9 protein-coding genes and 2 pseudogenes are annotated in these 9,914 nt (G+C 64.7%); 2 read left to right on the top strand and 9 right to left on the bottom strand.

Annotated features, from left to right (window positions below):
- The 4 genes and pseudogenes from EN780_RS19080 to dusB form a co-directional block, all read right to left on the bottom strand.
- A pseudogene (locus EN780_RS19080) lies at positions 1-689 on the bottom strand (PAS domain-containing sensor histidine kinase); the annotation flags it as partial.
- A 117-nt stretch (positions 690-806) separates the two neighbouring features.
- Complete coding sequence (ntrC, locus tag EN780_RS19075; RefSeq protein WP_127310266.1) at positions 807-2,267, bottom strand: nitrogen regulation protein NR(I); 1,461 nt, start codon at positions 2,265-2,267, stop codon at positions 807-809.
- The gene (locus EN780_RS19070; RefSeq protein ID WP_127310265.1) at positions 2,264-3,406 is read right to left on the bottom strand and encodes a nitrogen regulation protein NR(II); all 1,143 of its coding nucleotides are present in this window, start codon (positions 3,404-3,406) and stop codon (positions 2,264-2,266) included. The genes ntrC and EN780_RS19070 overlap by 4 nt, the downstream gene beginning before the upstream one ends.
- Entirely contained in the window at positions 3,403-4,431 is a 1,029-nt protein-coding gene (gene dusB / locus EN780_RS19065; protein WP_128274993.1) for a tRNA dihydrouridine synthase DusB, read from the bottom strand. Before dusB ends, EN780_RS19070 begins: the two co-directional genes overlap by 4 nt.
- 244 nt (positions 4,432-4,675) lie before the next feature.
- On the opposite strand from dusB, the gene EN780_RS19060 reads away from it, so the two are divergent.
- Both EN780_RS19060 and EN780_RS19055 read left to right on the top strand, forming a co-directional pair.
- On the top strand, positions 4,676-5,899 hold the full coding sequence (locus EN780_RS19060) for a bifunctional 2-C-methyl-D-erythritol 4-phosphate cytidylyltransferase/2-C-methyl-D-erythritol 2,4-cyclodiphosphate synthase (protein ID WP_128274992.1): 1,224 nt from the start codon (positions 4,676-4,678) through the stop codon (positions 5,897-5,899).
- Positions 5,896-6,378 (top strand): CinA family protein, encoded by a 483-nt coding sequence (locus EN780_RS19055; RefSeq protein WP_128274991.1) that lies wholly within the window; start codon positions 5,896-5,898, stop codon positions 6,376-6,378. The genes EN780_RS19060 and EN780_RS19055 overlap by 4 nt, the downstream gene beginning before the upstream one ends.
- Positions 6,379-6,392: 14 nt before the next feature.
- Here EN780_RS19055 and EN780_RS19050 read toward each other — a convergent pair whose 3' ends face one another.
- The 5 genes and pseudogenes from EN780_RS19050 to EN780_RS19030 all read right to left on the bottom strand — a co-directional run.
- Positions 6,393-6,848 carry a type II toxin-antitoxin system RatA family toxin gene (locus tag EN780_RS19050; RefSeq protein WP_127310261.1) on the bottom strand — a complete coding sequence of 152 codons (456 nt, stop codon included), beginning with the start codon at positions 6,846-6,848 and terminating at the stop codon, positions 6,393-6,395.
- A gap of 7 nt (positions 6,849-6,855) precedes the next feature.
- Positions 6,856-7,821, bottom strand: a complete 966-nt coding sequence (gene lipA / locus EN780_RS19045; RefSeq protein ID WP_127284097.1) for a lipoyl synthase — start codon at positions 7,819-7,821, stop codon at positions 6,856-6,858.
- A gap of 135 nt (positions 7,822-7,956) precedes the next feature.
- Positions 7,957-8,214 carry a GlsB/YeaQ/YmgE family stress response membrane protein gene (locus EN780_RS19040; RefSeq protein ID WP_128274990.1) on the bottom strand — a complete coding sequence of 86 codons (258 nt, stop codon included), beginning with the start codon at positions 8,212-8,214 and terminating at the stop codon, positions 7,957-7,959.
- A gap of 102 nt (positions 8,215-8,316) precedes the next feature.
- Entirely contained in the window at positions 8,317-9,765 is a 1,449-nt protein-coding gene (lpdA, locus tag EN780_RS19035) for a dihydrolipoyl dehydrogenase (protein WP_128274989.1), read from the bottom strand.
- 17 nt (positions 9,766-9,782) lie between these two features.
- Positions 9,783-9,914: pseudogene (locus EN780_RS19030) on the bottom strand (arylesterase); the annotation flags it as partial.

Raw genomic sequence — 9,914 nt, 5'->3', positions numbered from 1 at the left:
TCCACCGCGCCGGGCGGCGGCTCCGGCATGGCGAAGTCGGCGTCGGTCTTGGCGCTCATCACGAAGGAGCCGTCGGGCTTGATCAGCGCCGCATGCGCGAGCGAACGGCCAACCGCTTCCTTGTTCATCAGATCGAGGAAGCCTGTGCGGTCGAGGCCATAGAGCGTGCGCGAGGCATCGAGGTCATAGGCCATCGACAGCGTCGTGCCCTGCAGGTTGCGCGCGTTCTCCTGTACATAGGCGTCGGCGATCGACAGCGACGAATTGACGATCGTCTTGGTGCGGATCTCGAACCAGCGGTCGAGGCCGATGTCGAGCGTGATCGAGGCGATGATGGCCACCATGATGGCAGGAATGGCGGCGACCAGCGCGAACATCGCCACGATGCGCACATGCAGCCGCGACGCCGCCTTGCCGTGCTTGCGCGCCATCACAATACGGTGAACCTCGCGGCCGATAAGCGCAATCAGGAACAGGACGAAGACGGCATTGAGCGCGATCAGCGCCAGCGTGGCCCTTGCGTCAGGCGTGATCGGCGTGGCGCCGACGAGAATCGCAAAGGAGATCGCCGCCGTGATCAACGCGCCGGCAATCGCCGTCACGCCAGGCAGCGCCAGAAGCCGGCGCCTGTCCTCTGCGCCGGGCTTGCTGAAAAGCGGTTCGTTCAGTGTCGGGGCCTGGGAAGCCATATCGCCGTCTAAGAGTCAGTGATTGCGTCGGATGTATGCAACGCATTGTGGCGATTATGCAACAAGTGTGGCCGAGACGGAAATCTTTCCCCGGCTCATTGCCCTTTCAGGGCGATTTTAGACCTGCCTGGAGGACTTGTAGACGTTGACGCCGAGCTCGCGGATCTTCTTGCGCAGCGTGTTGCGGTTGAGCCCGAGCAGCTCCGCCGCCTTGATCTGGTTGCCGCGCGTCGCCGTCATCGAGGCCAGCACCAGCGGATACTCGACCTCGGCGAGGATGCGCTGGTAGAGGCCGGCTGGCGGCAGGTCGCCGGCGAAGGAGGCGAAATAGCGCTGCAGGAAATGCTCCACCGCCTGGCCGATGGAGAGATCGTCGGGAATGAGTGCGCCGCCGCCGGGGACGACCGGCCGCTCGCCTGTCTTGAGTTCGGCCTCGATGATCTCGGCCGAAATCTCATCCTGCGAATAGAGCGCTGCCAGTCTGCGCACCAGGTTTTCCAGCTCGCGCACATTGCCGGGCCACGGGTAACGCTTCATCAGCTCGATGCCGCCGGAGGAAATGCGCTTTGTCTGCAGCCCCTCGCTGGCGCCCTGCTTGAAGAAATGCCGCACCAGGTCGGGAATGTCCTCGGAGCGTTCGCGCAGCGCCGGCAACCGCAGCGGCACGACATTGAGGCGATAGAACAGGTCCTCGCGGAACAGCCCCTGGTTGATCAGCGCGCGCAGATCCTTGTTGGTGGCGGCAACGATGCGCACGTCGGTCTTGATCGGCGTGCGGCCGCCAACCGTCGTGTATTCGCCCTGCTGCAGCACGCGCAGCAGGCGCGTCTGCGCCTCCATCGGCATGTCGCCGATCTCGTCCAGGAACAACGTGCCGCCCTCGGCCTGCTCGAAGCGGCCGGTGGAGCGGTTCTGCGCGCCGGTGAAGGCGCCCTTCTCATGGCCGAACAGTTCCGATTCGATCAGGTCGCGCGGGATCGCCGCCATGTTGATGGCCACGAACGGGCCGCCGCGACGGCGGCCATATTCGTGCAGCGCGCGGGCCACCAGCTCCTTGCCGGTGCCGGACTCGCCACTGATCATCACTGTCAGGTCGGTCTGCATCATCCGCGCCAGCATGCGGTAGATGTCCTGCATGGCGGCCGAGCGGCCGACCAGCGGCATCGTCTCCGGCTGGTCGTCGGCGCGCGCGTCGAGCTTCGGCCGTCGCGGCTCGGCCAGGGCCCGGTTGACGATGTTGAGCAGCTCGGTCAGGTCGAACGGCTTCGGCAGATATTCATAAGCGCCGGTCTCGGAGGCGCGGATGGCGGTCATGAACGTGTTTTGCGCGCTCATCACGATGACCGGCAGCTCGGGCCGCGCCTTCTTGATGCGCGGCAGCATGTCGAAGGCGTTCTCGTCGGGCATCACCACATCGGTGATGACCAGGTCGCCCTCGCCCGCCGCCACCCAGCGCCACAGCGTCGAGGCGTTCGAGGTGACGCGCACCTCATGGCCGACGCGCGACAGCGCCTGGTTGAGCACGGTGCGGATGGCCGCATCGTCGTCGGCGACCAGAATATTGCCGCGTGCGGTCATGTGCGGTCCCCTTCAGCTTCTTCTTCGACGCCGTGCGCGGTTTCCTTCCAGGCCGGCATCAGGATGCGGAAGGTGGTTCCGCGCGGCGTCGAATCGCATTCGATGATGCCGCCATGTTCGCCGACGATCTTGGCCACCAGCGCCAGACCAAGGCCCGAGCCGTTCGGTTTGGTGGTGATGAAAGGGTCGAACAGGATCGGCAGTATGTCCTCCGAAACGCCTGGACCATTGTCGCGCACGCAGAATTCCAGCGGCAGGGAGACGCGGTCCTGCGTTCCCGGCACCGAGACGCGGATGCCCGGCCGGAAAGCGGTCGACAGCGAGATCTCGCCCTGCGGGTCCGAGCCGATCGCCTCGGCGGCGTTCTTGACCAGGTTGAGGAATACCTGGATCAGCTGGTCGCGGTTGGCGAAGACCGGAGGCAACGATGGATCGTATTCCTCCAAGATCTTGATCCGCTTGGCAAAACCGTTCTTGGAAATTGCCTTCACGTGGTCGAGCACGACATGGATGTTGACGGGGTAGCGGTCGATCGGCCGCTCGTCCGAAAACACCTCCATGCGGTCGACGAGGGAGACGATGCGATCGGTCTCGTCGGTGATCAGCCGGGTCAGCGCACGGTCCTCGTCGGAGGCCGAGAGCTCGAGGAGCTGGGCGGCGCCACGGATACCGGACAGCGGGTTCTTGATCTCATGCGCCAGCATGGCGGCAAGGCCGGTGACCGAGCGGGCAGCCCCGCGATGCGTCATCTGCCGGTCGATCTTGTCGGCCATCGACCGTTCCTGGAACATCACCACCACGGAACCGGGGAACTCCGGCACCGGCGCGACATAGAGGTCGACCATCTTTTCGATGCCGAGGCGCGGCGACGAGACATCGACCCGGTATTCGTTGACCGGCGCCAGCCGCTCGCGGACCTGGTCGACAAGCGTCAGCAGCGGGCTGCCGAAGGGCACCAGCTTCGGCAGCGTGTTGCGGGCAAGCATGGTGGCGCTGGAGCGGAAGAAATCCTCCGCGTCGGCATTGGCGAAGGTGATGAAGCCTTGGGGATCGACCATGATCACCGGCCGGCGGATGGTGTTGAGTACGATGTTTGCGGCGTCCGCCATGTCGGGGCTCTTCGGGGCGGTCGCCTTCATGCCGCGCTCCGCAGATTCGTTGCCCCAGCAATATCGGCAAATGCCTGGCGCAGTCCGCCAACGATCTCGTCCGGCACGAAAGACGTGAGGATACGCTTGCGCAGCTCCGGCGAAACACCGGCCGCGTGGCGGTCGAGATACCAGCCGAGATGCTTGCGCGCCTGGCGCAACCCGCTTTCGATCCCGTAGAGCGACAGCATGTCCGCGTGGTGGGCGATGATGTAGTCGGCCAAAGCCTGCGGGCCTGCGGGAACGCCGGACATTGTTTCGCCAGCGGCCGAGGCAGCGATACTGCCCGCGATCCACGGTGCGCCATAATGCGCACGTCCGATCATCACCGCGTCGGCGCCCGATTGCTCGAGGATGACGGCCGCTTCCGCCGGCGATCCGACATCGCCGTTGGCGACGACCGGGATCGAGACGGCTTCCTTGACGCGCGCGATGGCGCGCCAGTCGGCCTTGCCCTGGTAGAACTGGCAGCGTGTGCGGCCATGGACCGTCACCATCCTCACCCCGGCCTGTTGGGCGCGGCGCGCCAGCATCGGCGCGTTGAGGGCGCTCTCGTCCCAGCCGAGACGCATCTTCACAGTCACCGGCACCTCAACGGCGCCGACAACCGCCTCGATCAGCGATAGCGCGTGGTCGAGATCGCGCATCAATGCCGAGCCGGCATAACCGCCCGTCACCTTCTTGGCCGGGCAGCCCATGTTGATGTCGATGATATCGGCGCCCTCGCCCGCGGCGATCCGCGCGCCTTCGGCCATATGCGCAGCCTCGCGGCCGGCAAGCTGGACCATGTGTACCGGCAGACCGGAATGGCGGATGCGCAGGTCGCAGCCAGCCCTGCCCTTCGCCAGCTCACCGCTGGCCACCATCTCCGACACGACCAGTCCGGCGCCATGCCGATGCGCGCGCTGGCGGAACGGCTCGTCGGTTATCCCCGACATCGGCGCCAGGAAGACGCGATTGCGGATACTCACGCCGCCAATATCGAGCGGCAAGGCCAATTTGGTCAATTCGGGCATGCACAAAAACCAAGCATATCGGATTTCTGCACATTCTCTAGCCAGAAGCAAGTCGATGTGCAACGCGCAATGACGTCACATTAAGGCGCATTTGGGAAATAGCCGGGCATCGGCTTGTCCCGCGGGCCAAAGCACCGTGCGTCCTGCGGGATGCGTAAAGGACGCCCTGGAATTCATATTTGAAGCACGATCTTTTCCGAAAACCGATTACACTTTTCGGGATCGTGCGCTAAGCCAAACCGCAATGACGGACGCAAGTAAAAATCAGAGTTTGGACGACAAGGTCGCGGTGGTAATCGTCGCGGCCGGCCGTGGCGCGCGCGCCGGGCAGGCCAATGGACCGAAGCAGTATCAGCGGATCGGTGGCCGCGCCGTCATCGCCCACACGCTGGAGACGTTCCTGGCGCATCCGAGGACCGGTCCGGTCATCGTCGCCATCCACGCCGACGACGGCGAGCTCTTCCGCAACGCCGCCGGCGCCAGCGCCGATCGCGTCCTTGCGGTCACGGGCGGAGATTCGCGCCAGGCCTCGGTGCGGCTGGGCCTGCTGGCGCTCAGGGACAGCGCGCCGGGCCGGGTGCTCGTCCATGACGCCGTGCGTCCCTTCGTCGACGCGACCCTGATCGACCGCACGATCGACGCCATCGGCGAGCGGCAGGGCGCGCTGCCTGCTTTGCCGGTTGCCGACACGCTGAAGCGCGAATCGGCGGCCGGTATGATCGAGGAGACCGTGTCGAGGAACGGGCTGCATGCCGCGCAGACGCCGCAGGGCTTTCCCTTCTGGCCGCTTCTTGCCGCGCATGAGAAGGCCCATCATCTCGGCAAGGCCGATTTCACCGACGATGCGGCGATCGCCGAATGGGCGCACATACCGGTGAAACTTGTCCCGGGATCACCGGACAACATCAAACTCACCTGGGCAAGGGATATTGCAATGGCCGACCAGCGGCTTTCCGGTGAACGGCCGCGCTTTCCGGATATCCGCACCGGCAACGGCTACGACGTGCACGCCTTCGAACCGGGCGATCATGTCACGCTCTGCGGCGTCGCCATTCCGCACGACAGAAAGCTGTCCGGCCATTCGGATGCCGATGTCGGCCTTCACGCCCTCACCGACGCGCTGCTCGCCACCTGCGGCGCCGGCGACATCGGCACGCACTTCCCGCCGTCGGATCCGCAGTGGAAAGGCGCCGCCTCGAAGATCTTCGTCGAACATGCGGCCAAGCTGGTGCGCGGGCGCGGCGGACGCATCGCCAATGCCGACATCACTCTGATCTGCGAGGCGCCGCGCGTCGGCCCGCACCGCGAGGCGATGACGGCTGCGCTCGCCGGAAATGCCGAGCATAGCGGCGAGCGCATCTCGATCAAGGCAACCACCAATGAGAAGCTTGGCTTCGTCGGCCGCCAGGAAGGCATAGCCGCGATCGCCACCGCCAGCGTCGTCTTTCCAGGTGAGGTCCCCGAATGAGCAACGCCGAACTCGCGAACGCCGTGCTCCTGGCCTGCCAGCAGCGCGGCATCATGCTGGCGACGGCGGAAAGCTGCACCGGCGGCCTGATCATCGCCGCGCTCACCGACATTGCCGGTTCCTCCGCCGTGGTCGACCGCGGCTTCATCACCTATTCCAACGAATCCAAGATGGACATGCTCGGCGTTTCCGCCGCAACGCTCGACGCGCATGGCGCCGTCTCACGCGAGACGGTGCTTGAAATGGCGGCGGGCGCGCTGGCGCATTCGCGGGCGAGCCTCTCGCTTGCCGTTACCGGCATTGCCGGCCCGAGCGGCGGTTCGGCCGACAAGCCGGTCGGCCTCGTCTGGTTCGGGCTTGCGTTGGCCGGCCAGCCGATCGTCGCCGAGCACCAACTGTTCGCCCACAAGGGGCGCGAGTTCATCCGCCACGAGACGGTGCGGCACGCGCTGGAACTGGGATTGCGGGCGCTGGACTAGCCCCCTCGTTCCGGTCAGGCCGTTCTTGCGCCGTAGATCTGGTCGGCGCGTTTTTCGAAGGCTTCGGCAAACATGCGGAAGGCGCGGTCGAACATCGTGCCCATCAGCGCGCCAAGAATGCGGCTCTTGAACTCGTAGTCGATGAAGAAGTGCACCTCGCAGCCGCTATCGGCCGGGTCGAAGCGCCAGATATTGCTGAGATATTTGAACGGGCCGTCGATGTATTTGACGTCGATGGCCTTCTCGTCGGGCTTCAGCAGCACCTGGGTGGTAAAGGTCTCGCGGATAGCCTTGTAACCTATACTCATGTCGGCAAGGAGGACGGTGCGGCCGTCGCGCTCCTTGCGCGAGCGCACGCTGAGCGCTTCGCACAGCGGCAGGAATTGCGGATAGGCCTCGACGTCGGCGACCAGCGCGAACATCTCCTGCGGCGTATGGGCGACGCGGCGGGTGGCTTCGAATTTCGGCATTCGGGGATTAGCTGGTCTTTTTGAGCTGCGCTTCACGCGCCGCGCGCAGCCTGGCGAAATCCTCGCCGGCATGATGCGAGGAGCGCGTCAGCGGACTCGACGCCATCAACAGGAAGCCCTTGGTCTTGCCGATCGTCTCGAAGGACTTGAATTCCTCCGGAGTGACGAAGCGGATGACCGGATGGTGCTTCTTCGACGGCTGCAGGTACTGGCCGATGGTCATGAAGTCGACATTGGCCGAGCGCAGGTCGTCCATCAGCTGCAGGATCTCGTTCCGCTCCTCGCCTAGACCGACCATGATGCCGGACTTGGTGAAGATCGACGGGTCGAGCTCCTTGACGCGCTGCAGCAGCCGGATCGAATGGAAATAGCGGGCGCCCGGCCGCACCGTCAGGTAGTTCGACGGCACGGTTTCCAGATTGTGGTTGAAGACGTCGGGCTTCGCCGCCACGACGATCTCCAGCGCGCCGTCCTTGCGCAGGAAGTCCGGCGTCAAGATCTCGATCGTGGTCGAGGGCGCGGCGGCGCGGATGGCGCGGATGACCTCGGCGAAATGCTGCGCGCCGCCATCGGCAAGATCGTCGCGGTCGACCGAGGTGATGACGACGTGGCTCAGCCCCATCTGCTTGACGGCATGCGCGACGCGCGCCGGCTCATCGGCATCCAGCGCGGTCGGGATGCCGGTGGCGACGTTGCAGAAGGCGCAGGCACGGGTGCAGATCTCGCCCATGATCATGAAGGTGGCGTGCTTCTTGTCCCAGCACTCGCCGATGTTGGGGCAGCCGGCTTCCTCGCACACAGTCACCAGCTTGTGCGACTTCACGATCTCGCGTGTCTCGGCGTAGCCCTTCGAGACCGGCGCCTTGACGCGGATCCAGTCGGGCTTGCGGAGCACCTCCTGGTCCGGCTTGTGCGCCTTTTCGGGGTGCCGCACGCGCGGCGCATTGGCGATCGTGTCGAGGACAGTGACCATTTCAAACCCGGTTGCTGCGCGATCGCCTGCCCGGCGCTCGCATTCCAACGTCACTTAGGACTTTTCGGCGCAAAGAAAAAGGCCACGCCGGCGCATGCCGCCACGGCCTTTTTCGCATAGCGGTATCGATGCCGGCTAACGGCGCACCAGCCGGCCAATAAAGATCAGCAGGCAGGCGCCGATGAAACCGGTGACCAGATAGGCGAACCAGCCGACGCCGAAAGACTGGAAATTGAGGGCTTGCAGGATTGCGTTCAGCACGACCGCGCCGACGATGCCCATAATGATGTTCATGAAGATGCCGGTGTTGCTCTTCATCACCATCTCGGCGAGCCAGCCCGCCAGACCGCCGATGATGATGGCTGCCAGCCAGCCCACGCCATTCACGTCCATATGCCAACTCCTCCTGTGACGGGTGAAAATGCATCCGGAAACGAACTGCCTTGCCGCCGAGTTCCCCAGGCTTTCGCAGGTGAGTCTCGGGCGGCCAATTTATCATGCGTTCAATGCGCGGCCATAGGCGTCGAGCACGCTTTCCTTCATCATCTCCGACAGGGTCGGGTGCGGGAAGATGGTGTGCATCAGCTCTTCCTCGGTGGTTTCGAGGTTCATCGCCACGACGAAACCCTGGATCAGCTCGGTCACTTCGGCGCCGACCATGTGCGCGCCGAGCAACTGGCCGGTCTTCTTGTCGAAGATCGTCTTGATGAAGCCCTGGTCCTCGCCGAGCGCGATCGCCTTGCCGTTGGCGCCGAACTGGAAGCGGCCGACGCGGATGTCCTTGCCTTCGGCCTTGGCCTTGGCTTCGGTCAGGCCGACCGAGGCGACCTGCGGGTTGCAATAGGTGCAGCCGGGGATCTTCTGCTTGTCGGTGGCATGAACGCCCGGGACATTGGCGATCTTCTCGATGCAGACGACGCCTTCATGCTCGGCCTTGTGGGCGAGCATGGGCGGTCCAGCGACGTCACCGATGGCGTAGATGCCGGGCACGTTGGTCTTGCCGTAACCGTCGACGACGACGCAGCCACGGTCGGTCTTCACACCCAGCGCCTCAAGGCCAAGATTTTCGATGTTGCCCTGCACGCCGACGGCCGAGATCATGCGGTCGGCGGTGATCTTCTCGACCTTGCCGTCCTTCATCTCGACATGCGCCGTCACCGAGTTGGCGCCCTTCTCGACCTTGGTCACCTTGGCTTCGAGGATGATCTTCATGCCTTGCTTCTCGAACTGCTTCTGCGCGAACTTCGAGACCTCGGCATCCTCGACGGGCATCACCGCCGGCAGCAGCTCGACCACCGTCACCTCGGCGCCCATGGTGCGGTAGAAGGAGGCGAACTCGATGCCGATGGCGCCGGAACCCATCACCAGCAACGACTTCGGCATTTCCTTCGGCACCATGGCTTCGAAATAGGTCCAGATCAGCTTGCCGTCCGGCTCGATGCCGGGCAGCGCGCGCGGCCGCGCGCCGGTGGCAAGGATGATGTGCTTGGCGGTGTAGGTGCCCTCGCCCTTGACGCCTTTCGGCGCCGGCGGCTGCGGCTCCATCGGCTTCTTGGCCGTCTTGGAGACGACGATCTCGCCCGGCTTCGAAAGCTTGGCCTCGCCCCAGATGACGTCGACCTTGTTCTTCTTCATCAGGAAGGCGACGCCGCCATTGAGCCTCAGCGACACCTTGCGCGAGCGGTCGACGACCGCGGCGGTGTCGGCGCTGACCTTGCCGCCTTCGAGCTTCAGGCCGTAGTCCTTGAGGTGGTCCGAATAGTGCATGATCTCGGCCGAGCGCAGCAGCGCCTTGGTCGGGATGCAGCCCCAGTTGAGGCAGATGCCGCCGAGATGCTCGCGCTCGACGATCGCCGTCTTGAAGCCGAGCTGCGCGGAACGCACCGCCGTGACATAGCCGCCGGGGCCGGAGCCGATGATGATGACGTCGTAGGATTCAGCCACGGATTTCTCCCTGATTTCTAGAGTTCCAGCATCACGCGCACCAATGGTGCCAGCGCCTTGCCGATGTTTCGGGTGTTTTCGGCGTCGAGATGGACGCCGTCGAGCGGGGTGGTGACGGCGACGCTGCCGGCGTCGAAGAAGCCGCAGCC

This window comes from Mesorhizobium sp. M4B.F.Ca.ET.089.01.1.1, from assembly GCF_004022605.1.
Taxonomy (GTDB): domain Bacteria; phylum Pseudomonadota; class Alphaproteobacteria; order Rhizobiales; family Rhizobiaceae; genus Mesorhizobium; species Mesorhizobium abyssinicae.
This window is presented reverse-complemented; position numbering and strand designations above follow the sequence as displayed.

Coding starts and splice junctions, on each gene's coding strand:
- ntrC (WP_127310266.1), bottom strand. CDS start 2,267: ATGACCGCACGCGGCAATATTCTGGTCGCCGACGACGATGCGGCCATC.
- EN780_RS19070 (WP_127310265.1), bottom strand. CDS start 3,406: ATGAAGGCGACCGCCCCGAAGAGCCCCGACATGGCGGACGCCGCAAAC.
- dusB (WP_128274993.1), bottom strand. CDS start 4,431: ATGCCCGAATTGACCAAATTGGCCTTGCCGCTCGATATTGGCGGCGTG.
- EN780_RS19060 (WP_128274992.1), top strand. CDS start 4,676: ATGACGGACGCAAGTAAAAATCAGAGTTTGGACGACAAGGTCGCGGTG.
- EN780_RS19055 (WP_128274991.1), top strand. CDS start 5,896: ATGAGCAACGCCGAACTCGCGAACGCCGTGCTCCTGGCCTGCCAGCAG.
- EN780_RS19050 (WP_127310261.1), bottom strand. CDS start 6,848: ATGCCGAAATTCGAAGCCACCCGCCGCGTCGCCCATACGCCGCAGGAG.
- lipA (WP_127284097.1), bottom strand. CDS start 7,821: ATGGTCACTGTCCTCGACACGATCGCCAATGCGCCGCGCGTGCGGCAC.
- EN780_RS19040 (WP_128274990.1), bottom strand. CDS start 8,214: ATGGACGTGAATGGCGTGGGCTGGCTGGCAGCCATCATCATCGGCGGT.